Below are 24,636 nucleotides of genomic sequence, written 5' to 3' on the forward strand. Positions count from 1 at the left end.
GAGCTGCGAGGCCCGACATGACGGCGGCGTGGAGGCACCAGTGGGCGCAAGCCGTCCGGACGGACAAGAGCCTATCCGCCACGGCACGGCTTGTCGCGCAGTCCCTCGCGCTCGATTTCGCCAACGGCGAGACGGGCCAATGCAACCCTAGCCGCGCGGTCCTCGCCGATCACCTCGGCATGTCCGAGGCCACGATCAAGCGAGCTCTGGGCGAGCTGACCAAAGCCGGATGGCTCGGCCGTCACGGCGCGACGGCGCGCAACCGCACGGCGAATTACACCTTCACGAGCCCCGGCAAGGTGGTGGCATTCGCGCCGCCGAAGACCGAGAACGCGGGTCATCGCCGACCCGCGTCAGAGGCCCGAACGCGGGTCAAATCTGAACCGAACGCGGGTCACGAGATAGCCGCCCTATATAAGAACCACGTAAAGAACCATAGGGCGCGCGAGGCCGGCGACTGTCCCGTCGCTCAAATCGAGGTGGCGCACGACACCAGCCACCGCGCCGCGCGGTGGAATGCGTGGCTTGCAGAGAAGGGCTGGCCGAGCCTTGCCGAACTCGGCGTCAGGGCCAGTGACGGCCACGGCCACGGCTGGCGCGTTCCTTTCGCTCTCCCGCCTGAGCCCGATGAGCAGATCCGCATCTCGATTGCTGAGAAGTACGTGGCGTGGGCCGCAGCGCGTGCGGCCCAAGGTCGAGCGGGGGTTGCATGATCGGCAAGGCCGCATCCCCGAGCCTCGAGCTCCTGGCCGAGGACCGCGCCCGCTTCGAGGCCGTGCGCCGGGCGCCTTCCGGGTCCTTCCCGGCGGAAACGTATACGGTGGGGCTGAGCGCGGGAGTTCAGCCGGTGCAAAAAATCGCAACGGGGTGAAGGACTTATGAGGCTCGTGCAGGAACTGCCCGGACTGGACGGCGAACGCTCGATCACGCGGATCGGCGGCGCGGACCTGTGCGAGCTCCTGCGCCTGAGCCCCGCTGCCCTGAGCGGCCTGGTCAAGCGCGGTATCGCCGTGAAGATGGGCCGCGATGCCTACGATCTGCGGGAGACGGTGGGCAACTACGCCGAGCACCTGCGCGGCATCGCCAGCGGCCGGGGCGGAGAGGCGGAGACGCTGACCCTGACCGGCGAGCGGGCGCGGCTGGCGCGTGCCCAGGCCGAGGCGGTCGAGATGAAGAACGCCGTCGCCCGCGGCGAGCTGGTCCCGGCCGAGGAGGTTGCGCGGGGGTGGTCGGACACGCTGCGCCGGGTCCGGTCCCGCATCCTCGCCGTTCCGTCGCGGGTCCGCCAGGCGGTGGAGCTCGAGCCCGAGGCCGTCACGCTGATCGACCGGGAGCTCCGCGAGGCGCTGACCGAGCTGGGCCAGGCGGCGGACCAGGAGGAGGCGACCGCCGATGCAGATTGAGGCCGTCACCTGCACCGCGCTCCGCGCGCTCATCCCGCCGCCCCGGCTGCGCTTGTCGGAGTGGATCGAGGGCCACGTCGAGCTTCCCGAGGGCGTCAGTGCCCAGCCCGGCCCGGTGCGCCTCTGGCCGTTCCAACGGGAGATCGCCGACGCCATCGGGGATCCGCTCGTCGAGCGGGTGACGCTGGTCAAGCCGGTGCGCGTCGGCTTCACGACGCTCCTCACCTCCGCCCTCGCCTCCTACGTGGCCAACGAGCCCGCGCCGATCCTCTGCCTCCTGCCCGCGGAGGCCGACTGCCGGGACTACATGGTCTCGGACGTCGAGCCGATCTTCGCGGCCTCGAGGGTGGTGGCGGACGCCCTGGGCGAGGATCGGGAGGAAGGCGAGCGCAACACGCTCCTATCGCGCCGGTTCCCAGGCGGATCGCTCAAGATCGTCGCGGCCAGGGCCCCGCGCAACCTCCGGCGCCACACCTCGCGCATTCTCTTTATCGACGAGGCAGACGGCATGGAGGCCACGCCCGAGGGCTCGCCGATCCTCCTGGCCGAGCGCCGGACGCTGAGCTTCCCGGACCGCAAGATCGTCATGGGCTCGACCCCGGTCCATGAGGAGACGAGCCACGTCCTCCGCGCCTGGGCGCAGTCGGACGCCCGCGTCTTCGAGGTACCCTGCCCCGAGTGCGGCGCCTTCTCCGAGCTCGCCTGGGCGGACATCGTGTGGGACGAAGGCCGCCCGGAAACGGCCCGCTGGCGGTGCCCGCATTGCACTTCCGAGATCGACGAGCGCCAGAAACCCGCGATGGTCGAGGCGGGCGCATGGCGGCCGACGCAGCCCGAGGTGACCGGCCACGCCGGCTTCCGGATGAACGCGCTTGTTTCGCTCCACGCCAACGCGAGCTGGGGAAAGCTGGCGGCGGAGTTCGTCGCGGCCAAGGATGACCCGACCAGCCTTCAAACCTTCGTCAACACGATCCTCGGCCAGGGCTGGCGCGGCGAAGGCGACGAGCTGGCCGAAGACGAGCTCGAGGCGCGCGGCGAGCCCTGGGGGCTCGGCCAGGTTCCGGCCGACGCGCTGGCGCTCACCGCAGGGATAGACGTGCAGCACGACCGCCTCGAGGTGACGATCGTCGGATGGGCCGAGGAGGGCGAAGCCTTCGCCCTCGGCCATCGCGTGATCTGGGGCTCATGGGATGACGAGGCCACCTGGGCGGAGCTCGACGAGCTTCTGCGAAGCACCTTCCCGCACGAGCTCGGCGGGCGCATCGGAATCGACGCCGCGGCGGTGGACGCGGGCGACGGGACCACGATGGGCGCCGTGCTCGCCTTCTGCGCGCCCCGGCTCCGGCGCAAGGTGCTGGCGATCAAGGGCGCGCCCGGCAACCGGCCGCTCCTCGAGCGCGCGGCGCGCACCAAGCGCGGCGCACAGCGGCTCTGGATCGTGGGCGTGGACACGGCGAAGACGCATATCTTCGCGCGGCTGGCGCGCGGACGAACGATCCGCCTCTCGGCGGACCTGCCCCGCGTCTGGCATGAGCAGGTCGCCTCCGAGCGGGCGGTCGTGCGCTACCGGCGCGGCCAGCCGGTCCGGAGCTTCGAGCGCATCCCCGGCCGGGCGGCCGAGGCGCTCGATTGCCTGGTCTACGCCCTCGCGGCGCGCCAGGCGATCCACCCCGACTGGCCCGCGCGCCGCGCGGAGCTCTCGCGCGCAGGGCCGCCGGCCCCGAGGCCGCGCGCGGTCCTCAGCTCCGACTGGATGGGCCGCCGATGATGACCGGCGGCGCAGAAACCCTTCTTCCGATTGCTCGGCTGTCATGTCGTCAGGCCGCCGAGAGCCCGCGGGCACCGCTCTCCTCGGCCGCGGCGGGCACCTTGGCTGATCGCGCCAGGCTGTCCCAAGTCCAGGCCGAAGCGATCCGGTTCACTCGGCGAGTCCCGTCAGAAACCCCGAGAGCCCGCGGTCCGTATCTCCTCACGGGCGCGGCGGGCGTTTTCGGGCTGATCTACGGCGCGGCGCTGAACGAGGGGCGGGCGCTGTTTCCGAAGGGCGACAACGCGCGGTTTTCAGAATGGCTTTCCTCTTCGCAACTTGCGAATTGCAGTAAGGACGAACGCGCCGCCGCGATGTGGGCCGCCGAGGACCGCGCCTCAGCGCGCGGCCAGCCGCACGCCCGGCCCGCCGCCGTTCGGATCGAGGAAGACCACGCCCGCCGCCTCAAGGGCCGCGCGGATCGCGGCGTGCGCCTCCGCCGAGGCGCGCAGCCGCGCCGCGCCCTCGGCCCGCTGCACCGTAGGCACAGAGAGTTCCGCCGCCTCGGCGAGCTGGCGTTGCGACCAGCCGAGGAGCGCCCGCGCGGCCTGAATCTGTCTTCCGTCGATCATGGGCTATTGATGTATTCCCATCAAAGGGCTTATGATGCTAAACCATCATTACCACAACGAAGGGAAAGCACAATGACCGAGACCGAAAAGCATATCGACGGCGCGGAGAGCGGGGCAGGTGTATCTACGCAAGGTCAGGGATGCCGAAAGCGCCAGCCTGGCGCGCAGCCGGTAACACCGCGCATGACCGCACGAATACCGGACAACGTGCGCGCGAACTACGAGCACACGCACTACCTTATACACCAGGCGCGCTGCTTCATCACCGCTTCGCTCTGGATGCAATTCGTCGATGAACATAGGGAGAAGGGCACCCTTGAGCACGCCACCGCCGAGTTGCTTCTCGACATGGCGAGCGAGAAGCTCGCCGAGGTGGAGAAGGCGCACGACGCCGAATGGGTGGGGCTCGGCGGCGACTCTGGCGGGCTGACGCCCGAGGAGATCGCCGCGGCGCGCGGCCAGAGTGGCAATCTTGACTCGCGGCTCTCTTTTCCGTAAAGCTTTGGCATAGAGTTCGTATCGAGGCAGCAATGTTCGATTTGCACACTCCAAGCCTGAATCGCGGGCGGCTGGTCGAGATTTCCGGCCTGCCGGCCACGACGATCAACAACTGGAACGCGGCAGGCCGGTTGCCTCTCTACGCGCACGCACCGGGCGGCTCAGGTCGCCCCAGGCTCTACACACGCGGGGAGGCGATCGCCTGCTCTGTCGTGGCGGCTCTGGATCGTGTCGGCGCCAGTCGGGACTGGACTCCGGTCCTCGCGCACACCGTCATTTCCAAGGTCGAGGAGCTCGAGGGCGACGAGCCGATGCGGCGTCTCGATGGCACGACGTCGCTCGTGATCGAGAACCCTTTTCCCCTCATGGATAAGCCTTGCCTGGAAAAGTTCGGCTACCTGCTGTCCGAGGAGGACGCCGCGGAGTATGTGGCTCATCGGTTGCCGAGCGTGCCGGTTCTCGCCATGCCCTTCGGATCCATCGTGAACCGCGCGAATGCCGACTTTCAGCGCATCGTGGGGCGCATCGAATGAGCCCGCTTCGCATCCCTCGCCAGATTCTTCGCGCCTCTCGCCGCGGTCTCGGCAAGCTCCGCCGTCGCGCCTTCGAGGCGGGCGGCGGCGGGCGCCGCTGGCAGGGCGCGCAGACGATGCCGGCGCCCGAGAGCGCCACGCTGGCCGCCCGCGGCCCCGCCAAGGCGCGGGCGGCCGCGGCATCCGTCAACACGCCGGCGGGCGCGCGGTCGGTGGAAGCCTGGGCGGCGGCCCTGGCGGGCGGCGGCGGCTGGCAGGCGCGCTCGCAGCATCCCGACGAAGCGGCGCGCCGCCAGATGAACGCCGAGTTCGAGGCGATCGCCGCGGCCCTCCTGCTCCCGCTTTGCCGCGCGCTCGTGCGCGACGGCGAAGCCTTCGTGCAGCTCGGCATCGCGGATGACGGGCTCCGGCCCAAGCTCCTGCCGGCCGACCAGGTTGACCCGGCGCTCACCCGCGACCTGGGCGACGGCGCGCGGATCGTGGCGGGCGTCGAGTTCGACGCCGAAGACCAGGTGGTCGCCTACCACGTTCTCCGCGAAGCGCCGGGCGCGCCCTTCGCGTCCTACTCGGGCGCGGTCCGCGTTCCGGCGGGCGACATGCTGCACGTCTTCGACCGGCATTTCCCCGGCCAGGTGCGCGGCGTCTCGTGGCTCGCTCCCGTGCTCCTGAAAATCCGCGACCGGGACGAAGCATCAGACGCCCTGCTCATGCAGATGAAGACCAGCGCGCTCCTCACCGGCTTCGTCCGCGACCTCGACGGCACCGCCGCGGGCTTCGAGGGCGAGACGGAGGGCAGCAAGCTCAACGTCTCGCTCGAGCCGGGCGCCATGCGCATCCTGCCGCCCGGCGCTGACGTCACCTTTTCGAGCCCCGGCTCCGGCCTCGCCCAGGCGGTGGATTTCCTCCGCGCCCAGGACCGCGAGATCGCGGCGGGCGTCGGGCTCACCTACGAGCAGCTGACCGGCGACATGAGCGAGGCCAACTACAGCTCCGCGCGCGTCGGGCTCCTCGAGTTCCGCCGCCGCGCCGAGATGCTGCAACGCCAGCTCCTCGAGCACGGCGTCCTGCGGCCGCTCTGGCGGCGCTGGATCGAGATCGAGGCGCTCGCCGGGCGCCTCTCCGGCCCGGTGGAGGACTACTACCCGGTCCGCTTCGTGCCGCCTGGCTGGCAGTGGGTGGACCCGCAGAAGGAAGTCGCGGCCGAGGTGGCCGCGCTCGAGGCGGGGCTCAAGTCCCGCGAAGAGGTGGTGGCCGCGCGCGGCCGGGACATTGACGAGCTCGATGCGGAGCGCGCGCGCGACGCCGAGCGGCAGGGAGGTATCGCCGCATGACGATCCACCTTCGCTTCGCCTCGCCGAAGCCCTCCACGCTCGACCTCGAGGCCCGCACCGTCGAGGCCATCGTCTCGACCGGCGCGGAAACGGCGCGGCCGGGCTACGTCGAGAGGCTCGACATGGCGGGCGTCGACCTGTCCCGCCTGGTCGGCGGGCCCGTGCTGGACGCGCACCGCTCCGGATCGACCCGCGACCAGCTCGGCGTTGTCGAGGCCGCAGAGGTTCGACCCGAAGGTGTGTTGGCCAAGATCCGATTCCGGAACAACGAACCCGCCCAGGCCGTCCTGGAGGGCATTAACGAGGGCACGATCCGCGGGCTCTCTATTGGCTACACGGTGCAGGAATGGGCGACGAGCCGCGACGGCGAGCGCCGCATCCGCACCGCCACGAGGTGGACGCCGCTCGAGGTGTCCATCGTTCCCGTGCCGGCAGATCCCGGCGCTCACTTCCGACACATGGAGTACGTCATGGAAGACACCGAAGAGCAGGTGGCGGAGCGGACCGCCGAGGCGCCGACGATGCAGGCGCGCGCAGAGATCAACCGCGAGATTCGCAGCATCGCCGAAACGGCGGGCCTGGCCCGCGCCTGGGCGGATGACCAGATCGACGCCGAGGCGACCGTGGAGGCGGCGCGCGCCGCGGCCTTCGATGCCATGCGCACCCGCAGCGCGGAGACGCGGACCCGGACGCAGCGGGCGCGCGTGACCTTCGATCACACGGACCCGGCGCTCGTCGCCGAGCGCGCCGGGGAGGCGCTCTACGCCCGCGCGCACCCGGACCACGAGCTCTCCGAGCCCGCCCGCGCCTGGGCGGGGATGAGCTTTCGCGAGGTTGCGCGGGAATGCCTGCACATGCGCGGCGACCGGGCGACCGGGCTCTCCGCCGACGCGATCATCACGCGGGCGATGCACTCGACCTCCGACTTCCCGCTGATCCTGGGCGAGGCGACCAACCGTGAGCTGCGCCGGGCCTACGACGCCGCGCCGGCCGGTGCGCTCGAGCTGGCGCGGCAGACCACGGCGCGCGACTTCCGCGAGAAGCGCGCCGTGCAGCTCGGCGAAGGCCCTGCCCTTGAGGAGGTGGCCGAAAACGGCGAGTTCCGCCACGGGACCATCGACGAGTCGGCGGAAAGCTACCGCGCGAAGACCTACGGCAAGATCTTCTCCATCTCGCGGCAGGCGCTCGTCAACGACGACCTGGGCGCCTTCACGCGGATCCCGGCCATGATGGGCACGGCCGCGCGATCCTTCGAGGCCGCGCAGATCGCCTCCCTCGTCGCCGATAACCCGACGATGAGCGACGGGGTGGCGGTTTTCGACAGCGCGGCCCACGGCAACCAGGCGTCGTCCGCCGGCACCATTGCCGCCGACCTCGCCGCCGGGCGCCTCGCCATGCGGAAACAGACCGGCCTCTCCGGCCAGCTCATCGACGTGACCCCGGCCTTCGTCCTGGTCCCGCCCGACCTTGAGACGGAGATGGAGCGCGCGCTCTCGGAGGTGCAGGCCACCACGACCGACGAGGCCAACCCCTTCTCCCGGCTGCGCCTGATCGTGGAGCCGCGGCTCGCCTCCGTCACGCAGTGGTACATCGTTGCCGATGCGGCGCGGGTCGACGGGATCGAGTACGCCTATCTCGAGGGTGCGCCCGGCCCGCAGATCGAGACCCGGACGGGCTTCGAGGTGGACGGCGTGCAGATGAAGGTGCGGCTCGATTTCGGGGCCGGCTGGATCGACTACCGCGGCTGGTACCGGGTCGGCTGATGACGCTCGAGGAGCTCATCGCGCAGCGTGACCGGCTGCTCTCGGCCCGCGCTCAGCCCCACCGCTCTTACGAGGTGGAGGGGCTGAGCGTGACCTTCCGGTCGGACACGGAGATCGCCGCGGCCATCGCCGATCTGGACCGACGCATCGCCGCCGCGCAGCAGCGCCGCGCGACGGTTGCCTTCAACACGAGCAAGGGACTCTGAGCCATGAAGAACTTCATTCAGACGGGCGACACGCTCACCATTCCCGCCCCGGCGGCGGTCACCTCCGGCGCGGTGGTGATCGCGGGCGGCCTCGTCGGCATCGCCGCAACCGACGCCGAGAGCGGCGCAGACGTCGCCATCGCAACCGCGGGCGTCTTCGACCTCCCCAAGGAGGCCGCTCTCGAGATCACCCTCGGCGATGCCGTCTACTGGGATGCGGATCCTGGCGTCGTCACGACGACCGCGACGGACAACACGGCGCTCGGCGTGGCTGTGGCGGGCGCTCTCGCCGCGGCGAGCAGCGTCCGCGTCAAGATCGGCTGATCGGCCGTGGAAGAACCCGTTATGGACGAGAAGACGCTCCGTGAAATGGCTTTCGTCGCCGAGGCCGCGCTGGAACGCGCCTACGACGATGCGCCGTCCGACCAGCGGACGGCGCTCGCGCACGGCTTTCTCGTCGCGGTCCTGGCCGATCACATCCACCGATTCGGCATCGGGACAACGATGGGCATGACCGGCTCCGCCCTGTTCAACTACCTGAGCGCGGAGGGCGAGCTCCACGCCGCAAAGCCCGGCGGGAGGGCGTAGCATGGCGGCCCGCCGCGCACCAATTACCCAGGCCGAGCTGACCAGATATCTCCGCGCCTACCGCGATGCGGGGATCCCGGTGGGGCGGACGGAGATCGGGCGCGACGGCAAGGTGATCATCTACACCCACGATGCCGCGACGGAGAACTCCGTCAATCCTTGGGATGACGTCGCATGAAGAAGCGGCGGCAGTTTCCATACGCAACGCCCTACACGGATCGCCATGGCCGCCGCCGCTGGCGTTTCCGCAAAGGCGGCTTCTCGGCCGAGCTTGGCACTGACTATGGCTCGGACGAGTTCATCCGACGCTACGAGGCGGCGCTCGAAGGCTACCGCACCCGCGGCCTTGTCGGCGCCGCGCGCACCGTGCCCGGCAGCTTCTCCGCACTGGTCGCAAGCTGGTATCAGACGCCCGGGTTTCGCGCGCTGGCCGCCTCCACGCAACACAACTACCGCCGGATCATCGAGCCGGTCCGGGAGGCGCACGGCGAAAAGCCCGTGCGTCTCATGGCGCGGCGGCACGTTCAGAACATCCTCGCCGCGAAGGCCGACACACCGGCCGCGGCGAACAACCTCCGCAAGCGGCTGATCCAGGTGCTCGACCATGCCGTCGAGCTCGAGTGGCGCGCAGACAACCCGGCGCGGAGAACGAAGCCTTACAGGCTGGAAAGCACCGGACACCACACCTGGCAGGAAGGCGAGATCGCCCGGTTCTTCGAGGTTCACCAGGCGGGCACGCTTGCCCATCGCGCGGTCACCCTCATGCTTTACACCGGCGCAGCGCGCGTCGATGTCGTGGCGCTCGGCTGGCAGAACTTGAAGGGCGACCGGATCGAGTATCGCCGCAGTAAGACAGGCTCGGCCGTCTCGATCCCGGTGCATCCCGACTTGGCCGAGGCGCTCGAGACCTGCCCAAGGCACGCGCTCACCTTCCTGGAAACCGCCCGCGGTGCGTCCCGATCACCGCGCGGCCTCGGCAACCTGATGCGGGAATGGTGCGATGCGGCGGACCTGCCGTTGTGCAGCGCGCACGGTCTCCGGAAGGCATGTGCCCGCCGCCTGGCCGAGGCCGGAGCGTCGGCTCACGAGATCGGCGCGGTGACGGGCCACAAGACGCTTGCCGAGGTGCAACGCTACACGGCCGAGGCGGACCGCGACGGACTCGCGGACGCCGCCTTCGAGAAGCTTATTGCAAGACCGAACGGCGAACAGAACGTGGTGAACCTTGCCCAAAGGTTCGCCAAATCGTCCCGTAAGCCAATGAAAGGTAAGGAAAAATGAGAGCGGTTGGCGATCCCGGAAGGACTCGAACCCTCAGCCTGCCGATTAGAAGTCGGCTGCTCTATCCAGTTGAGCTACGGGACCGCTCGCGCCGTTTTCGGTCATCAGGCGGAAATGCGCAAGCGCGTCAGTGCGTCCAGGAGCCGCGCCGGTCGGTCGCGAAATTCTCGCCGTAGCCGCGCGCGCGGATGTTGGTGCGGCGCTTGTGGGGCTCGAACACGATCGCCTCGATCCCGTGTTCGCGGGCGTAGGCCAGCGCGGCTTTCTTGGTGGGAAAGCGCAGACGGACTTGCGATTCCATGTCTGCCGAGGAGGTCCAGCCCATCAGCGGATCGATCTCCCGCGGGCTCGCCGGCGCGTATTCGAGCACCCATTGCCGGGTCTTCGCGGTGCCAGACGAGGTCGCGGATCGGGACGGTTTGTAGATGCGCGCGCGCATGACTTCCTCCGTGTCTTGCGACGGTTATGAAGGATGCCGCAGCCGGCGACAAGATCCCTCGCGGACCGCGGTGCAGGCAGACCTTGACCATCCGGACTTTCGCGGGGAGCGAGGGGTGGGTATGTGCGATCGGCCGAAAGGCCAAGGCGCTGCTTGCCGTTAAATGATATGTCACGAATGCCTCTTTTCGCAATCACAATCGGCGGGCGGCGCGATCGTCCGCCGGGGTTGAACCCGGGCGGGGAAGCGCGATCTTGAAGGGGAAGGAGACGCCTCATGCCCTACGCCCATTCCGACAAGTCCCCGCCCGAAAACTCCGCCACGATCCTGCACGCCGCGGCGGCCGACGTGCGCGCGCGCCCGAAGCTCGAGGGCGGCAGGCCGTTCGAGATGAAGTCAGACTTCGCGGCCGCGGGCGACCAGCCCACCGCCATCGCCGAACTCAGCGAAGGCGTGTTGTCGGGCGAGCGCGACCAGGTGCTGCTTGGCGCCACGGGCACGGGCAAGACCTTCACCATGGCCAAGGTGATCGAACGCACCCAGCGCCCGGCGATCATCCTCGCGCCCAACAAGACGCTGGCCGCCCAGCTTTACGGAGAATTCAAGGGCTTCTTCCCGGACAACGCGGTAGAGTATTTCGTCAGCTACTACGATTACTACCAGCCCGAGGCCTATGTGCCCCGCTCGGACACCTATATCGAGAAGGAAAGCCAGATCAACGAACAGATCGACCGGATGCGCCACTCGGCCACCCGGGCGCTTCTGGAACGCGACGATGTCATCATCATCGCCTCGGTGTCCTGCATCTACGGCATCGGCTCGGTCGAGACCTACGGCGCGATGACCCAGGATCTGCAAGCCGGCGAAAGCTACGATCAGCGCGCCGTGATCGCGGACCTCGTCGCGCAGCAGTACCGCCGCAACGATCAGGCCTTCCAGCGCGGCGCGTTCCGGGTGCGCGGCGACGTCCTGGAAGTCTGGCCCGCGCACCTGGAGGACCGGGCCTGGCGGCTGTCCTTCTTCGGCGAGGAGCTCGAAGGCATCACCGAGTTCGACCCCCTGACCGGCGCGCGCACGGGCAGCTTCGAGCGGGTGCGGATCTATGCCAACTCGCACTACGTCACCCCGAAGCCCACGCTTCAGCAGGCGATCCAGAGCATCCGCAAGGAGTTGCGCCAGCGGCTCGACCAGCTGGTGAACGATGGCAAGCTGCTGGAGGCGCAGCGGCTCGAGCAGCGCACCAATTTCGATCTCGAGATGCTGGAGGCCACGGGCGTGTGCAACGGGATCGAGAACTACTCACGCTACCTGACCGGGCGCGCGCCCGGCGAGCCGCCCCCCACCCTCTTCGAGTTCATCCCCGACAACGCCATCGTCTTCGCCGACGAAAGCCACGTCTCCGTGCCGCAGATCGGGGGCATGTATCGCGGCGACTATCGGCGCAAGTTCACGCTCGCCGAACACGGCTTCCGCCTGCCCTCCTGCATGGACAACCGCCCGCTCAAGTTCGAGGAATGGGACGCCATGCGCCCCCAGTCGGTCTTCGTGAGCGCCACGCCCGGGCCGTGGGAGCTGGAGCAGACCGGCGGCATCTTCACCGAACAGGTGATCCGGCCCACCGGCCTTCTGGACCCGCAGATCGAGATCCGCCCTGTCGAGATGCAGGTGGACGATCTTCTGGACGAGGTGCGCAAGGTGGCGGCGAAGGGCTACCGGACGCTCTGCACCACGCTCACCAAGCGCATGGCCGAGGACCTCACCGAATACCTGCACGAGCAGGGCATCCGCGTGCGCTACATGCATTCCGACATCGACACGATCGAGCGGATCGAGATCCTGCGCGACCTGCGGCTCGGGGCGTTTGATGTCCTTGTTGGCATCAACCTGCTGCGCGAGGGCCTCGACATCCCCGAATGCGGGCTGGTGGCGATCCTCGACGCCGACAAGGAGGGCTTTCTGCGCTCGGAGACCTCGCTCATCCAGACCGTCGGGCGCGCGGCGCGCAACGTCGACGGGCGCGTCATCATGTATGCCGACCGCGTGACCGGCAGCATGGAGCGCGCCATGGCCGAGACCGAGCGCCGCCGCGCCAAGCAGATCGCCTACAACGAGGAACACGGCATCACCCCCGCCACGGTGAAGAAGAATGTGGAGGACATCCTCGCCGGCCTCTACCAGGGCGACGTGGACATGAACCGGGTCACGGCGACCGTGGAAAAGCCGATGGCGGGCGCGAACCTCCAGGCCCATCTCGACGGGCTGCGCGAGGACATGCGCAAGGCGGCCGAGAACCTCGAGTTCGAGGAAGCCGCGCGCCTGCGCGACGAGGTCAAGCGGCTGGAAGCGGTGGACCTCGCCGTCCACGACGACCCGCTGGCCCGCCAGCAGGCCGTGGAGAAGGCGAGCGAGGATGCCGCGGGAACAAGAGGCCGCTCCACAGGGGGACGTGCGGGGCAGCGTGGGGGGAATGTGAAGCGGCGGGGGCGGTAGACAGACAACGTGTTGCAACGGACAAGGAACAAGGACACGCCAAGCAATGCCAGAAGCGGGAATTGACGAGTGGTCTCTGAAGGCTGTTTACTATGAGATTTTCTGCGAAGAAGAGCAAATTGGTCACGGAACAGGCTTCTTTATATTGCTATCTCGGGTCGATCAGAGTGACAAAACTGCTTTTGTGACGTGCAGACACTGCTTTACTGGCAGAGATGAAGTCACTGGGAATTATTTGACGGGTTCTCCCTGGAAGGCCCCCACCAAAATCAAGGTATTTCTGCGGAAGAAAGGGGTTTTCAAGCTTGGTCTCTTTGCGCCTCTTGACATTGAGTTGTACTGTGCGCGCGAGCCTCAATGGTTTGAGCACGAAGCGCTCGATCGCGGCATAGACCTTGCGGCTTTGTTTATTGAAAGGCCAGAATGGGCAGACATATATTATGCAAATAGCAGCGTTGCTGACGACACTACATACAGCACTGACATGTCTCTGGACCTCGGGATGGATCTTTTTGTTCTGGGGTTCCCATTCAGGATTGACGTTTACCAGCTCGCCATTTGGAAGCGCGCAAGCGTTGCTTCTGAGCCAAGTGTTGCTCGCAGTCGTGCGAAGGATCCATTCTTTTTTGTTGACACTTCTTCTAGGCCTGGCATGTCGGGGTCTTTGGTTATCCAGCGAGCTTTCGGTAGCTACATGAATACAACACGAGATATCGTAATGAAAAACGAGGCAAACAAAATCATTGGCGTTTATTGTGGTAGATATGTGGCGCCCGCAACTCCCCTCGAAGCGCCTGGCGCAAAAGATCTCGAGCTTGGGCGTGTTCACGATTTCAGTTTGGTTCTTGAGCTTCTCAAATCCCCTAGACGCGCAGAAAATCCGCATTGCGGTTAACCAAGCAACCGCAGCGCGCGTGCCCGCCAAGCACCCCGCCGCTCCAGCAACGCAACGGTGCGTCACGCCGCGCGCCCTACATGCCCGGCGCAGCCGGGCAGCGCCCGACCTCCCCCCGGAGGGCGCATTGGCAATGCCGCCTCCCGCACGGGCGGCGTGGGGGCTTCGGGGGGGCGTGCGTGACAGCAGCGCCGCGATGCGCCCTCCAGGTCGGGCACGGCCCGCCCGCGCCGCACCGGATCGCGGCATGTCTTCATCCGGTTACCCACCAAGGGCGCCTGCCACCGCGCACCCTGTGCGGGCATCCCCCTGTGGCCGGGGCGCGCGCCCGTCCTATCTCCGCCCCATGCGCCTCGCCCTCGCTCTCTGCCTCCTCGCCGGCCCGCTCCATGCCTGGGAGTTCTCGGCCGATCCGCTCTGCACCCTCTCCCACTCGACGGAGGAGGCGGCGGTGGTCGTGACCCATGATCCCGCCATCCCGGAATACGCCATCACCATCACCCGGGCGGGCGAACCCTGGCCCGGGGGGCCGGTCTTCGCCATCCGCTTCGAGGGGCCCCGCGGCCTCACGATCTCCACCACGCGCCACGGCCTGGGCGAGGCGGGCCGCGCGCTCACCGTCACCGATCGCGGCTTCGGCAATGTCCTCGACGGGCTTCAGTTCAACGACACCGCCACCGCGCGTCTCGGCGACACGGCGGTGGCGTTCCCGCTCGACGGCGCGGCGGAGCCGGTCGAACGGTTCCGCGCCTGCGTCGCCGCGCCCGTCGCCTGAGCGCCCTGCCCCTCGTGACATTCCCGCCGATCCCGCTAGGCTTCCCTCACGCGGCGGGAGAGTGACCATGCGGAAACGAAGCCTCGCGGTGCTGGTGGCCGCCAGCCTCTGGGCGCTCCCCGTGTTCGCCCAGCCTGACGGCTTCGGCGGGCAATGCCTCGCCGCACCCCACGACGCGCCGGTGACGGCGCGCGAGCAGGAGGTCGCGGATCTCGTGGACAGCCTCCGCCCCGCCCTCGCCCGGTTCGAGAGCCTCGAGCGCGCGCTGGCCGAGGGCGCCCCCGAGATCTGCCTTGTGGACGCGCTTCTCGACGCGCAGGGCTATCTCGGGGTGGAGGAGAACCGCATCGTCCTGCGCGCCGCCCTCGCCCCGCCCATGCGGCAGGCGGTGCTGATCCACGAGCTGCGCCACTTGCACCAGGCGCGCACCGGCGCCTGCCCGGGTCCGGCGCTGTCGATGGGCGAAACCGCGCGTGCCACACTCGCCCTCGAGGCGGACGCCACGGCCGTCACGCTCCACGTCGCCTGGGCGCTCCGCGCCGAGGGCGCGCCCGCCGTCTGGGACGCGCTTGCCGCCTGGCCGGGGCAGCAGGACATCGCCGCCGCCTTCGCCGGTGCGATGGCCGAAACGGGCGATCCGGTCCGTGCCGCCGCGCGCGCCTTCGCGCAGTGGTACGTCTCGGACTGGCGGCGGGAGACCTACCGGATCGCGGCCTGCGCCGACTATCTCGACCGTCAGGAGCGCAGCCACGCCCTGCCCAGCTACGGGGCGCTTCCGCAGGGCTTCCTGTCGGCGCTTTGCACGCTGCCCGACGGGCGCGCCTACCCCTGCACGCCGCCCGCCGGCGAATGAGCGCGCCGGCCGCGCCCCCTAGGGACCCGGCCATGTCCCGCGCCGGTGACCCGGCGCGGGGATCAGTCGTCGGTGTCGTCGACCTGCAGGATCATCCGGAACGTGCCGAGCGCCACCCCGCTTTCCGCCTCGTCGTCGAAGTTCACCACGATCCCGTTCTCGGCCGTCGGCGCGAAAAGCGTGCAGGAGCCGCGGGCAAGCACGCTTCGCTCGCCGCCCACCGCGACGACGACGCGGCCCACATTCCCGGCATCGAAGCAGATGAGGTAGTTGCCGAGCGCCCCGCGTCCGGCCAGCACATACGCGTTCTCGGGTATGTCGCGTTCAAGCGCCCAGGTGCCCGACACCGAACTGTCGATTTCTGCCGCGGCGGCGAGCGGCGCGGCGAGGAAGCCTATCGCTAGGGCGAGGAGGCGGTAGCTGCTCAACANGATTTCTGCCGCGGCGGCGAGCGGCGCGGCGAGGAAGCCTATCGCTAGGGCGAGGAGGCGGTAGCTGCTCAACATTTTATGGCCTCACCTATATGTAGTGAGAACACTAACATAACCGCGCCCGGCGGCGCCAGCGTTTGTCGAATCACTCGTCACTTTCACGCGGCCGGCGCGCAAGGCCGGTGCGCGGCGACAGTGTGCAGGGGATCCGTTAACAGGGTACGGACGGCGACATCGGCGTCAGCGCACCGTCTCCACCGCGACGCCTTCCGCGCTACGGGACAGGCGTTGGGTCACCTCGCCGACCTCCCGCCCGCTGTCGCGCAGAATGGTCAGGAGCACGTACTCCCCCTCGGGCAACTCCGAAAGGTCGAGCGTGGCGCCGAAACTCCGGGCCGCGAGCGGCATCAGCGGCCCGGCCGCCTCGCTGGCGAGATCTCCCCGGCGCAGCTCCGCGCCGTCGGCGGCAAGAAGGCTGTAGCGCGCCTCGGGGCGCAGAAGAACGTTGCCCGTGTTGACCGCCCGCAGCGCGAGCGCGTAGTGGCCCGCTTCCTCGAGGCTGGAGACGCGCAAGGGCTCGAGCTCGGCACGGGCCACGTCCTCGCCCTCGGGGCGCGTCACCTCGACGAGGGCGGTGGCCGACCCCGCGCGCTGACCGTCGCCGTAGCGCGCGTCGAGCCGGAGTTCGGCGTAGTAGTTCTGGTGCGCCGCGTCGGTGCCGGGAAACCGCGCGAGCAGCCGCAGGTTCCGCGACTGGCCCGGCCGCAGGGTGAACCGCGCGGGCGCCACGTCGATCCAGCCGGCCGCCGACAGGTCCTCTCCGCGCAGCTCGGCGCTCGCGCGCCCGCCCATCCCTTCGGGCAGCGCGACCTCCACCGTCACGTCGACGGGATCGATCGAGGGGTTCTCGACCGTGACGCTGCCGGTGCGCCGCGCGCCGGCGCGGTAGTCGTACTCGAACACCTCGGGGCTGAGCCCGAGTTCGATATCGGTCACCAGGTCCTTGATGTCGGGATGCCCCTCGAAGGCGATCTCGCGGCGCAGGGGCACCGTGCGCCGCCCGTCCACGTAAAGCTCTCCGCGCACGCGGTAGTCGCCCGCGGGCAGAAGCCGCCCGAGGTCCACCGGCACCATGAGCGTCGTTTCGGGAAGAAGGCGCCGCTCCTCGATGGGCACGCGGCGGATCTGCCGCCAGGTATCGCTGGCATCCTTGTAGTCCACCCAGATGTCGCCGCCGAAGCGGGAGTAGGTGCCGCCGCGGTTCTCCACCCGCGCGGTCACCACCGTCGTCTCGGGAAACGGCGCGGCGGCGGCGTCCTCTGCGCCCGTGACGTCCGGCAAGCGGTAGGACAGCGTCGCATCGGCAAGGCGCACGTCCTGCCGGGCGGGACGCCCCTCCGTGCCGAGAATGATCGGAACCAGAAGGCGCAGGGTCAGGCGCAGCCCCTCGGCATCCTCGGGCGGGCGCGCCGTCAGCAGAAGGCCGGCGACATGGCTGCCCTGCGCGGAAGCGGGCACGCGCATCAGAACCTCGAGGATCGTCGTCTGGCGCGCGTCCACCTGCACCTCGGAGGGCGCGGTGATCCACGGCGCGGCCGAGCGCGGCAGCACCTGGCCGCCCTCCTCGTAGGGCACGATGGTGAAGGCGCCATCGGGCGTCTGGGCCAGCTGGACCACGTCCACCTCCAGAAGCCGCCCCTCGAGCTGCGAGGTTCCGGTGATCTCGATGGGAATGTCCACGGTGGTGCCGGGCGGCACCTCGCCTTCCACGGTGAGCGGGCGCACCTGGAAGCCCTGCGCCGCGGCGCCGGGCGCCATCGCGCCGAGGGTCAGAAGGGCGAGGAGGACAAGCAAGGCTGCGCGCACGGGGACGGCCCTTTCGCTGGGATGTCGCGCCGCGGGTCGGTGCGGCCACGCATTCGCTACGACAGGCCGCGGCGGTTTTCAACGCTCAGCGCGGCTGAAGCGTGATCTCCACCTCCAGGCTGTAGATGCCGGGCGCGGGCAGCCCGGTGGGATTGTCGGTGAAGCGCGGGCCCAGATCGGCCCCGACGCCCCAGAGCGCGGCGCCGCGCGCGCCCAGGGCGGCGAGCCGGCCATCGGCGTCCTGGTAGATGCGGGCCTCCCCGCCACCATTGCCGCCGCCCCCCGGGCGGCCGGGGCGTCCCGGACGGCCGGGATCGTCCAGCCAGTCGGGCGGGCCGGTCTCGCCCAGCCAGTCCGGGCGCCCCGGCGGGCCGAGCCAGTCCGGCCGGCCCCTGCCACCCCCCGCGCGGTCGCGGTCGAGGTAGACCCGCCCGCCGATCCGGTGGGCGCCGTCCGAAAAGGCCGGCTGGCGGTAGTTCGCGGGCGCGGGCGGGGCCGGCTGCCATGTCGGAAAGCCGATCGTGACGGTGTAGGGCACGGTGGACAGCACGCGGAACCGCGCCGTGTCTTCGGTGGTCTCGAAGCCCGGCGCACCCAGCAGATCGGCCACGACGTAGTCCACCTGCCGGTCGAGCACCTGCACCAGCAGCGCATCCCGCCCGCCCGGCCGCGGCACCACCTGCCCGCCCTGCTGCGCCACGGCGGGCACGGCGAGGCCGGCGGCGAGAAGAAGCGGAATTAGGGTGCGAAAGGGTCTCGTCATGCGCGGTCAGCTAATCCGAGCGGGGCGTCGAAGGCAACACAGCCGCGCGCCCGGGTGCGGGCCGCGCGGCTGTGAAGCGATGGCGGAGAGGCAGAACGGGGCCCCTCCACACAGGTCGTCGGTGGCGGTCAGGAGGCCGAAACCGTGATGGCGACGTCGAGCGAGTAGGTGCCGGGCGCAGCGACGTCGTTCGTGCAGTCCGTGATGTCCGGAGAGGCTGAGGTGCCGATGCCGTAAACGACGTCCATGCCGGGCGCGTAGGCCGTGCCCACGGTCCACGGATTGGCCCCGCCCGAAGGGTAGCTCACACCGGTGCCGTCTTGTCCGGGCGTCTCGTCGAAATGGACGGCACCGCCGATGGAGCAGCCGGCGACCGAGTTGTAGTAGTTGGCCTGCGCGTATCCCGGCGTCGGATCGCCGACACCGGCGTCAATCCAGGTCTCCCAGGCGAGCGCGATGTCGTAGTCCACGTTGGCCGTGACGGTGAAGGTGGCCTTTTCGTCGCCTGCGCCGTTGTTGTTCACGTTGTTGTTCGCGCCATCGCCCGAGCCGGTCGCGATGTTCAGGTCGCCGATGGTCGACCCCTGGCTGTCGGTGATCGCGATGTAGTCGCCGACCGTCGCATTCAGCGTGACTGTGTCGGTGGACTGGGCGTAGGCGCCCGTGCCGAGAAGGGCGAGGGCGCTCGCCGTGGCTGCAAGTTTCTTCATGTCTGTCCTCCAGTGTTCGAGGCAATGCTCAAAAAGGGTCGCGCCGCGGGACTTCGGGTCGCGGCCCGGGCCCTCAGAGGGTTAATGAGAGAGATTGTCGAAAAATTGAGCGGCCCGGGGCCGAATTGAGGCCGAGAAGGCGACAATGCGCGCGCCCTGCCCTGCGGCACCGCCTATACCATTGATACAATTCAAATATCGCGCAATAGATGTTAATTAATTATTAAATCTCTTTAAGGTTGCGCCTCGTCCCGGCGGCCGCCCCGTTCCGATCAATGGGGCGCTTCGCCGTGAACCTCCGGCATGGGCGCGGCGGCGCAGCACCCTCCTCGCGATGGCTCCCGCCGCAAGAGGCCCGGCCCCGATACGGCGGCGCCCACCCGGCCGCGCGAACAGATGACGCCGCGCCGGCCAGGACATCCCCAGCGCGCCCCGGCAGGGTGGCAATTTGACGACACTTCCCCGGGCCCGGACAAATTTGACTGTTTTCAGGATCTTCCGCATGGTAGCTAAACTGGAAATCGAATGTGCCGCGAAAAACGATCCACAGAGCAGCGCGGCGCGGCAAGGACAGGCCGGATCTACCGGCGACCTTTCGAGGCAGGAAAATGCAGGTGAGACCGATAACCGGCAGGCTTTTTGCGTGCGTCCTGTGCGCGCTCGCGATCGCTTTCGCCACCGTCGCGCAGGCCCAGAGCCGCGCCATCGTCGACAACGTCTTCTTCCAGACCGATCTTCGCACCGCGCTCGAGGATATCGCGGCGCAGACGGGGGCCAACATCGTGGCCGACCCCGGCGTGCAGGGTATCGTGACGGTCACCATCGAGGATGCCACGATCGAGGACGCGCTCGACCTGGTGCTGGCCGGCACCGGCTATCGCGTCGTGCGCCGGCCCGACTACTTCCTCGTCTACAATCCGGATCCCCGCGCCGACCTCTTCGCGGAAGTGTCGGACACGGAGGTCATCGCCCTGCGCAATCTCGAAGCCTCCGCCGCGCGCGACCTGCTGGTGGAGCCGCTGCGCAAATACGTGCGCGCCGACAGCGCGAACCGGCGGCTCGTCATCTCGGCGCCGCCGGAGCTTCTGCAGGTCATCCTGCAGGACGTCGAGACAATCGACCGCCCGAACTCCGACCAGACCGTCTTCGCCGCGCTCACCTACATCGAGGCGGCCAGCGCGCGGGAGCTTCTGCCCGAGCGGCTGCAGGGTTACGTGCGCGCCGACCAGGTCCGCAACAGCCTGTCGATCAGCGGCCCCGCCTCCGTCCGGCAGGAGGCGCTGCAACTCGTCCAGCGCCTCGACCGTCCGCTTCCACCCAAGAACGTCGATGCGCGCGACGTCTACGATACCGGCCTGATAAAGCTGGACCACGTGACGGCGGAGGTGGTGACGAACCTGCTGCCCGAGAACCTCGCCACCCATGTGCGCGCCGACGCCGTGTCGAACACGCTGTCGGTCAACGCGCCGCCCGCCATCGCGCGCCAGATCCACGCCGACATCGCCAAGATCGACCAGCCGCGCAAGCACATCATGCTGGAGGCGCGTGTGGTCGTGCTCGACACCACCGCCTTTCTCGATCTCGGCACCCAGTTCCAGCCGCCCGGCCTGACCGCCGGCGCGAACCGGACCGACGGCACCACCGACATTTCCGAGATCGCGCTCGGCTACACCAGCGGCCGGACCTTCACGAACGCGCTCGGCCTCACGCTTAACCTGCTGTCCGAGAACAACCAGGCCGCCATCGTGGCAAGCCCGCAGGTTCTTGCGCAGGACGGGATCGAATCCGTGATCCGCGTGACCACCGCCGAGTTCTTCCAGATCCTGACCGAGAACGACAGCTTCATCCGCAGCGACCTCGAGGAGATCGAGACCGGCACGATCCTGCGCATCACACCGCAGGTGGGCCGCGACAGGACGCTCACGCTCGACATGGAGCTCGAGGTCTCCGACGTGGTGGCGCGGGGCGAGCAGAACCTGCCCGTTGTCAACCGTCGCACGGTGCAGAACACCGTGCAGCTTCAGAACGGCGGGACCGCGGCCGTGGCGGGGCTTTCCGATCTTCGCAGCCAGCAAGGCCGCAGCGGGATACCGGGGCTTCGCAACCTTCCGTTTCTGGGCCGCAACGACACCTCGCGCAGCCGGACGCAGCAGGTGGCGATCTTCGTGACGGCAACGCTGGTGGAACCCGAGGACCGCCGCTTTCGCAGCGGCAACCCGGGGGCGGTTCCGCTCGGCCAGGTGGACGAGACGGCCTTCCGCTCCGAGCTTGCCGCCGCCATGGACCGGCTTGGCTACCGGTGAGGGAGGGCGTGAGCTTGAAGAAGACGCTAATCTTCCTGGTCGTGTCGGCACTGGCGTCCTGCGCCGACGTGAACGTCTCCAACTCCCTTTCGGGGGTCGTGCCGATCTCGGGCGGTCAGACGGCGCGCGTGTCCGCCGACGATCTCGTGATCGCGATGGGGCGCAGCGGCTTCTCGCGCGAGGAGATCCTCGAACACGGACCCGCGATCCGGAACGCGCTGTCGAACCGGGGCGGCGCGGAAGTACGCCGCGGCGGGCGCGTCACCGCCATTCTTTCGGTGATGGACGGCTCGCTTTACGTGGTCAGCCAGCGCGGCGGCACCTACGTGCACGAACTTGGCGCCTGATCCCAGCGCGCGCGCCGAGAGCCGCACCTCACGTCACTCGCGCGACTGCGCCAGGTAGGCGGCGATCGCGGCCACATCCTCCCGGGCGAGCGCGATCCGCGGCATCATGCCGATGCCGGCCTGCGTGGCGTGCTGCAGAACGCGCGCGGGCAATCCGCGAATGTCGCCCACCTCGCCCTCGGCCCCGGTCGGACCATGGCATTCGCGGCAGTTGGCGATGTAGAGCGCCTCTCCGCGCGCGATCTCGGCGGTGTGATCCGCGATCGCCTGCCCCGTCAGCAGGGGCGAAAGGATACAGATGATCGCGGCACTGCGGTATCCCGTCACGGGGGCGGCCTCCCTTGCGCGCGGCGCGTTGCCTTCGGTCCCGGGCGTCGCGTGGAAAGGGCGCGAAACCGCGCCCTTTCCGTCTTTCTAAGTCCGGCGTCAGGTGCCGATGAAGCCGCCATCGTCCTTCGTGATGACGACGGTGGCCGAACGCGGCACGGTGCCGTCGTAGTCGGGAAAGCCCGACCCGAAGTCGCCCTGGGCGAACTGCTCGGCCGAGGCGTGGGCGCCCGGATGCTGGAAGTTGACAAACATGGTCTTTCCGTCCGGCGTGCTGACGACGCCGGTGCACTCCTGCCCCCAGGGTCCTGTCATGAAACGCTTGATCTCTCCGGTGGCCGGATCGGCCGCCAGCAGCATGTTCATGCCGAACTCCTTGAGCGGGCCTTCGTAATCGGGACCGGTATCGCCCATGTCGGTCTGGATCCACAGCCGCGAGTCGTTGTCGCACCACAGCCCGTCCGGGCAGGCGAAGATGCTGTCGTCGCCCAGCGCGCCACCCGTGGCCAGCGCCGAGTTGCGGGCGTTGCCCGCGATCACGAACAGATCCCACTGGAACGTCGCCTTGGTGTGGTCGACGTTCTCGTAGTTCCAGCGCACGATCTGGCCGAAGTTGTTTTCCGCGCGCGGGTTGACGGCGTCGGTCTGGGCCTGGGTGCGGCGGGAGTTGTTGGTGAGCGCGAAGTAGAGCGTGCCGTCGTTGGGATCAACGGTGCCCCATTCCGGGCGATCCATCTTCGTCGCGCCCACATGGTCCGCGGCGAGGCGGGTGTTCACGAGGATGTCGGCCAGATCGGCGAAGCCGTTGGCCGGCGTCAGCCCGTTGCGTCCCGGCGCCAGAGCCAGCCATTCGCCGGTGCCGTCGTCGTTGAACTTGGCCACGTAAAGCGTGCCGCTGTCGAGGATCGAGCCATCCGTCTCTCCCGGCACCCAGACGCCGTCGGAGACGAACTTGTAGATGTACTCGAACCGGGCGTCGTCGCCCGAGTAGCACACCACCGGAGCCCCCTCGACGACGGGGGCGAACACGACGCCCTCATGCGCGAAGCGGCCCAGATGGGTGCGCTTGACCGGCGTGCTTGCGGGATCGAACGGGTCGATCTCGACCATCCAGCCATAGGTATTGGGCTCGTTGCGGTAGTCTTCGGTGGCCGAGGCGCCCCGGGCCGTGGCGTCGAACCTGACGAACTCGTCGGCGCCCGACTTCGCCTTGTGCCAGCCGTAGCGGCCACCGTTCGGGTTGGTCGAGACGCCATAGCGGGCATGCTCGCGCGGCAGGTCGGGCTTCTGGTCGATCTGGGTCGTGTTCGAGAAGTAGCCCGCCCAGTTCTCTTCCGCGGCGAGATAGGTGTTCCACGGGGTCACGCCATGGGCGCAGTTATTGACCGTGCCGCGGGTCATCGTTCCGTCGGGGCTGTACTTGGTGCGCACATGCGCCGAGCCGCGGACCGGGCCGCCGATCTCCATCGGCGTGTTGCCGGTGATCCGGCGATTGTGCGGGTCGGCGACGATGGCCCACTGGCCATCGGCCTGCCTGGCGGTACGATAGATCGAGATGCCGTGGGCGGCGATCTCCATGCGCACCTCGTCGTCGTCGCGCATGCCGTCGGCGTCGTAGACCACGCTGCGCTTGTCATGCGCCACGCCCTTGTAGCCTTCCTTTTCGGCATGCAGGAAGCGCGGCTCGATGTACTCGTGGTTGAGGACGAGCAGGCCGTCCTCCGAGGAGACACCGTCGATCGGGAAGAAGTGGATCCCGTCGTGGCATTGGCCGATCTGGTGTTCCTGCTCGGCGCCGGTGTTGGCACCGGGCCGGTAGGCGGGCATGTCGCCCGAGACCGGCTCGCCGGTCGCGCCGAGAACCTGGAAGCTGTAGCCTTCGGGGACGACCACGACGTCCTCGAAACTCACCGGCACGGGCTTGAACCCGATCAGGCTGGAGGTGCCCTGCGCCAGCGCCGCCTTGCCCGACAGCGCGCCGCCGATCAGACCGGTGGCGATGGTGGCGAGGCCCCCCATCATGAAGCCGCGACGCGCGACGCGGGCCTCCATCACGTCGTAGAAGTTGCGATTGGCGGACGTGTTGCACTGCGGCTCGTCGCCGTGCTCGTAGCCCATCGCCTGCGTGTGGTCGGGATAGTCCCGCTCAAAGTCCTTCATGTCCAGCTCCCTGTGCTGCATCGAAAGAGCGAGTCGGCAGACCGCTCGACGCGGAACTAGCCGCCAAGTGTCACAGGTGCGTGACGAACGCGGCGGGGCGCGACCCGCCGCCGGCAGCAGCCCTCCGAGTGTGCCCGCCCCGGGTGATGTTCCATTGATCCACCGCAAACCAGCGCGGAACTCGGGAGATGGCTGACGCCGGGTCGCTTCGTGCTGGAGAACGCTCGGCGCATTGAACAGTGATTATTCGCGACTCGGGAACGAAGCGGCCCCGCCCCGCCCCGGCAAACGGGCG

The 24,636-nt window shown here is 68.8% G+C and carries 25 protein-coding genes and 1 tRNA gene; 18 read left to right on the top strand and 8 right to left on the bottom strand.

Annotation, left to right across the window (positions count from 1 at the left end; all coding sequences use genetic code 11):
- Positions 1-17: 17 nt before the first annotated feature.
- The 3 genes from AB6A66_RS09855 to AB6A66_RS09865 all read left to right on the top strand — a co-directional run bounded on the left by AB6A66_RS09855 (position 18) and on the right by AB6A66_RS09865 (position 3,171).
- Positions 18-713, top strand: coding sequence for a helix-turn-helix domain-containing protein (locus AB6A66_RS09855; protein WP_371055732.1), 696 nt, complete (start codon positions 18-20; stop codon positions 711-713).
- Between the two features lie 165 nt (positions 714-878).
- Positions 879-1,403: a DNA packaging protein gene (locus AB6A66_RS09860; protein WP_371055733.1), complete on the top strand. Its 525-nt coding sequence runs from the start codon at positions 879-881 to the stop codon at positions 1,401-1,403.
- Entirely contained in the window at positions 1,393-3,171 is a 1,779-nt protein-coding gene (locus AB6A66_RS09865) for a phage terminase large subunit family protein (RefSeq protein WP_371055734.1), read from the top strand. Before AB6A66_RS09860 ends, AB6A66_RS09865 begins: the two co-directional genes overlap by 11 nt.
- A gap of 377 nt (positions 3,172-3,548) precedes the next feature.
- Here the strand turns inward: AB6A66_RS09865 and AB6A66_RS09870 are convergent, their stop codons facing one another.
- Positions 3,549-3,782 (bottom strand): multiprotein-bridging factor 1 family protein, encoded by a 234-nt coding sequence (locus AB6A66_RS09870; protein WP_371055735.1) that lies wholly within the window; start codon positions 3,780-3,782, stop codon positions 3,549-3,551.
- Positions 3,783-3,854: 72 nt separating this feature from the next.
- On the opposite strand from AB6A66_RS09870, the gene AB6A66_RS09875 reads away from it, so the two are divergent.
- From AB6A66_RS09875 to xerC, 9 genes are read left to right on the top strand one after another with little or no spacing between them, the layout of a single operon-like run.
- A complete protein-coding gene (locus tag AB6A66_RS09875) occupies positions 3,855-4,280 on the top strand; it encodes a hypothetical protein (protein ID WP_371055736.1) in 426 nt (141 codons plus the stop codon).
- 32 nt (positions 4,281-4,312) lie between these two features.
- The gene (locus tag AB6A66_RS09880; protein ID WP_371055737.1) at positions 4,313-4,813 is read left to right on the top strand and encodes a hypothetical protein; all 501 of its coding nucleotides are present in this window, start codon (positions 4,313-4,315) and stop codon (positions 4,811-4,813) included.
- The gene (locus tag AB6A66_RS09885; protein ID WP_371055738.1) at positions 4,810-6,144 is read left to right on the top strand and encodes a phage portal protein; all 1,335 of its coding nucleotides are present in this window, start codon (positions 4,810-4,812) and stop codon (positions 6,142-6,144) included. Before AB6A66_RS09880 ends, AB6A66_RS09885 begins: the two co-directional genes overlap by 4 nt.
- Positions 6,141-7,907, top strand: coding sequence for a prohead protease/major capsid protein fusion protein (locus AB6A66_RS09890; RefSeq protein WP_371055739.1), 1,767 nt, complete (start codon positions 6,141-6,143; stop codon positions 7,905-7,907). Before AB6A66_RS09885 ends, AB6A66_RS09890 begins: the two co-directional genes overlap by 4 nt.
- Entirely contained in the window at positions 7,907-8,113 is a 207-nt protein-coding gene (locus AB6A66_RS09895; protein ID WP_371055740.1) for a phage head-tail joining protein, read from the top strand. Before AB6A66_RS09890 ends, AB6A66_RS09895 begins: the two co-directional genes overlap by 1 nt.
- 3 nt (positions 8,114-8,116) lie before the next feature.
- A complete protein-coding gene (locus tag AB6A66_RS09900; RefSeq protein WP_371055741.1) occupies positions 8,117-8,437 on the top strand; it encodes a DUF2190 family protein in 321 nt (106 codons plus the stop codon).
- Positions 8,438-8,458: 21 nt separating this feature from the next.
- Positions 8,459-8,701 (top strand): hypothetical protein, encoded by a 243-nt coding sequence (locus AB6A66_RS09905; RefSeq protein WP_371055742.1) that lies wholly within the window; start codon positions 8,459-8,461, stop codon positions 8,699-8,701.
- A 1-nt stretch (position 8,702) separates the two neighbouring features.
- A complete protein-coding gene (locus tag AB6A66_RS09910; RefSeq protein WP_371055743.1) occupies positions 8,703-8,879 on the top strand; it encodes a hypothetical protein in 177 nt (58 codons plus the stop codon).
- On the top strand, positions 8,876-9,982 hold the full coding sequence (gene xerC / locus AB6A66_RS09915; protein WP_371055744.1) for a tyrosine recombinase XerC: 1,107 nt from the start codon (positions 8,876-8,878) through the stop codon (positions 9,980-9,982). The genes AB6A66_RS09910 and xerC overlap by 4 nt, the downstream gene beginning before the upstream one ends.
- A gap of 7 nt (positions 9,983-9,989) precedes the next feature.
- On the opposite strand, the gene AB6A66_RS09920 is transcribed toward xerC, so the two are convergent.
- Positions 9,990-10,066, bottom strand: a tRNA-Arg gene (locus AB6A66_RS09920).
- Between the two features lie 43 nt (positions 10,067-10,109).
- Positions 10,110-10,421 (bottom strand): ETC complex I subunit, encoded by a 312-nt coding sequence (locus AB6A66_RS09925; RefSeq protein WP_371039218.1) that lies wholly within the window; start codon positions 10,419-10,421, stop codon positions 10,110-10,112.
- Positions 10,422-10,697: 276 nt separating this feature from the next.
- On the opposite strand from AB6A66_RS09925, the gene uvrB reads away from it, so the two are divergent.
- The 4 genes from uvrB to AB6A66_RS09945 all read left to right on the top strand — a co-directional run bounded on the left by uvrB (position 10,698) and on the right by AB6A66_RS09945 (position 15,434).
- Positions 10,698-12,911 (top strand): excinuclease ABC subunit UvrB, encoded by a 2,214-nt coding sequence (gene uvrB, locus AB6A66_RS09930; protein ID WP_371055745.1) that lies wholly within the window; start codon positions 10,698-10,700, stop codon positions 12,909-12,911.
- Between the two features lie 46 nt (positions 12,912-12,957).
- Positions 12,958-13,806: a serine protease gene (locus tag AB6A66_RS09935; protein WP_371055746.1), complete on the top strand. Its 849-nt coding sequence runs from the start codon at positions 12,958-12,960 to the stop codon at positions 13,804-13,806.
- 346 nt (positions 13,807-14,152) lie between these two features.
- Entirely contained in the window at positions 14,153-14,581 is a 429-nt protein-coding gene (locus tag AB6A66_RS09940) for a hypothetical protein (protein WP_371055747.1), read from the top strand.
- Between the two features lie 67 nt (positions 14,582-14,648).
- Positions 14,649-15,434 (top strand): DUF6782 family putative metallopeptidase, encoded by a 786-nt coding sequence (locus AB6A66_RS09945; RefSeq protein ID WP_371055748.1) that lies wholly within the window; start codon positions 14,649-14,651, stop codon positions 15,432-15,434.
- A gap of 671 nt (positions 15,435-16,105) precedes the next feature.
- Here AB6A66_RS09945 and AB6A66_RS09950 read toward each other — a convergent pair.
- From AB6A66_RS09950 to AB6A66_RS09960, 3 genes are all read right to left on the bottom strand, one after another.
- Positions 16,106-17,731: a hypothetical protein gene (locus AB6A66_RS09950; RefSeq protein ID WP_371055749.1), complete on the bottom strand. Its 1,626-nt coding sequence runs from the start codon at positions 17,729-17,731 to the stop codon at positions 16,106-16,108.
- Positions 17,732-17,816: 85 nt separating this feature from the next.
- Positions 17,817-18,494, bottom strand: a complete 678-nt coding sequence (locus tag AB6A66_RS09955; protein WP_371055750.1) for a hypothetical protein — start codon at positions 18,492-18,494, stop codon at positions 17,817-17,819.
- Between the two features lie 128 nt (positions 18,495-18,622).
- A complete protein-coding gene (locus AB6A66_RS09960; RefSeq protein ID WP_371036823.1) occupies positions 18,623-19,204 on the bottom strand; it encodes a hypothetical protein in 582 nt (193 codons plus the stop codon).
- 614 nt (positions 19,205-19,818) lie between these two features.
- Here AB6A66_RS09960 and AB6A66_RS09965 point away from each other — a divergent pair.
- Positions 19,819-21,507 (top strand): secretin and TonB N-terminal domain-containing protein, encoded by a 1,689-nt coding sequence (locus tag AB6A66_RS09965; RefSeq protein WP_371036824.1) that lies wholly within the window; start codon positions 19,819-19,821, stop codon positions 21,505-21,507.
- Positions 21,508-21,521: 14 nt separating this feature from the next.
- The gene (locus tag AB6A66_RS09970) at positions 21,522-21,854 is read left to right on the top strand and encodes a hypothetical protein (protein ID WP_371036825.1); all 333 of its coding nucleotides are present in this window, start codon (positions 21,522-21,524) and stop codon (positions 21,852-21,854) included.
- A 33-nt stretch (positions 21,855-21,887) separates the two neighbouring features.
- Here the strand turns inward: AB6A66_RS09970 and AB6A66_RS09975 are convergent, their stop codons facing one another.
- Complete coding sequence (locus AB6A66_RS09975) at positions 21,888-22,181, bottom strand: cytochrome c (RefSeq protein ID WP_371036826.1); 294 nt, start codon at positions 22,179-22,181, stop codon at positions 21,888-21,890.
- Between the two features lie 99 nt (positions 22,182-22,280).
- Entirely contained in the window at positions 22,281-24,341 is a 2,061-nt protein-coding gene (locus tag AB6A66_RS09980) for a PhoX family phosphatase (RefSeq protein WP_371055751.1), read from the bottom strand.
- Between the last annotated feature and the right edge of the window lie 295 nt (positions 24,342-24,636).

The sequence above is a fragment of the Rhodosalinus sp. K401 genome, assembly GCF_041365735.1.
Taxonomy (GTDB): Bacteria; Pseudomonadota; Alphaproteobacteria; order Rhodobacterales; family Rhodobacteraceae; genus Rhodosalinus.

What these genes read in the sequence shown, in the direction of transcription:
- AB6A66_RS09890 (WP_371055739.1), top strand. Translation starts at nt 6,141, where the DNA reads ATGACGATCCACCTTCGCTTCGCCTCGCCGAAGCCCTCCACGCTCGAC.
- AB6A66_RS09880 (WP_371055737.1), top strand. Translation starts at nt 4,313, where the DNA reads ATGTTCGATTTGCACACTCCAAGCCTGAATCGCGGGCGGCTGGTCGAG.
- AB6A66_RS09870 (WP_371055735.1), bottom strand. Translation starts at nt 3,782, where the DNA reads ATGATCGACGGAAGACAGATTCAGGCCGCGCGGGCGCTCCTCGGCTGG.
- AB6A66_RS09895 (WP_371055740.1), top strand. Translation starts at nt 7,907, where the DNA reads ATGACGCTCGAGGAGCTCATCGCGCAGCGTGACCGGCTGCTCTCGGCC.
- AB6A66_RS09905 (WP_371055742.1), top strand. Translation starts at nt 8,459, where the DNA reads ATGGACGAGAAGACGCTCCGTGAAATGGCTTTCGTCGCCGAGGCCGCG.
- AB6A66_RS09910 (WP_371055743.1), top strand. Translation starts at nt 8,703, where the DNA reads ATGGCGGCCCGCCGCGCACCAATTACCCAGGCCGAGCTGACCAGATAT.
- AB6A66_RS09945 (WP_371055748.1), top strand. Translation starts at nt 14,649, where the DNA reads ATGCGGAAACGAAGCCTCGCGGTGCTGGTGGCCGCCAGCCTCTGGGCG.
- AB6A66_RS09960 (WP_371036823.1), bottom strand. Translation starts at nt 19,204, where the DNA reads ATGAAGAAACTTGCAGCCACGGCGAGCGCCCTCGCCCTTCTCGGCACG.
- AB6A66_RS09935 (WP_371055746.1), top strand. Translation starts at nt 12,958, where the DNA reads ATGCCAGAAGCGGGAATTGACGAGTGGTCTCTGAAGGCTGTTTACTAT.
- AB6A66_RS09865 (WP_371055734.1), top strand. Translation starts at nt 1,393, where the DNA reads ATGCAGATTGAGGCCGTCACCTGCACCGCGCTCCGCGCGCTCATCCCG.
- AB6A66_RS09860 (WP_371055733.1), top strand. Translation starts at nt 879, where the DNA reads ATGAGGCTCGTGCAGGAACTGCCCGGACTGGACGGCGAACGCTCGATC.
- AB6A66_RS09885 (WP_371055738.1), top strand. Translation starts at nt 4,810, where the DNA reads ATGAGCCCGCTTCGCATCCCTCGCCAGATTCTTCGCGCCTCTCGCCGC.
- AB6A66_RS09980 (WP_371055751.1), bottom strand. Translation starts at nt 24,341, where the DNA reads ATGAAGGACTTTGAGCGGGACTATCCCGACCACACGCAGGCGATGGGC.
- AB6A66_RS09955 (WP_371055750.1), bottom strand. Translation starts at nt 18,494, where the DNA reads ATGACGAGACCCTTTCGCACCCTAATTCCGCTTCTTCTCGCCGCCGGC.
- AB6A66_RS09925 (WP_371039218.1), bottom strand. Translation starts at nt 10,421, where the DNA reads ATGCGCGCGCGCATCTACAAACCGTCCCGATCCGCGACCTCGTCTGGC.
- uvrB (WP_371055745.1), top strand. Translation starts at nt 10,698, where the DNA reads ATGCCCTACGCCCATTCCGACAAGTCCCCGCCCGAAAACTCCGCCACG.
- AB6A66_RS09900 (WP_371055741.1), top strand. Translation starts at nt 8,117, where the DNA reads ATGAAGAACTTCATTCAGACGGGCGACACGCTCACCATTCCCGCCCCG.
- xerC (WP_371055744.1), top strand. Translation starts at nt 8,876, where the DNA reads ATGAAGAAGCGGCGGCAGTTTCCATACGCAACGCCCTACACGGATCGC.
- AB6A66_RS09940 (WP_371055747.1), top strand. Translation starts at nt 14,153, where the DNA reads ATGCGCCTCGCCCTCGCTCTCTGCCTCCTCGCCGGCCCGCTCCATGCC.
- AB6A66_RS09875 (WP_371055736.1), top strand. Translation starts at nt 3,855, where the DNA reads ATGACCGAGACCGAAAAGCATATCGACGGCGCGGAGAGCGGGGCAGGT.
- AB6A66_RS09855 (WP_371055732.1), top strand. Translation starts at nt 18, where the DNA reads ATGACGGCGGCGTGGAGGCACCAGTGGGCGCAAGCCGTCCGGACGGAC.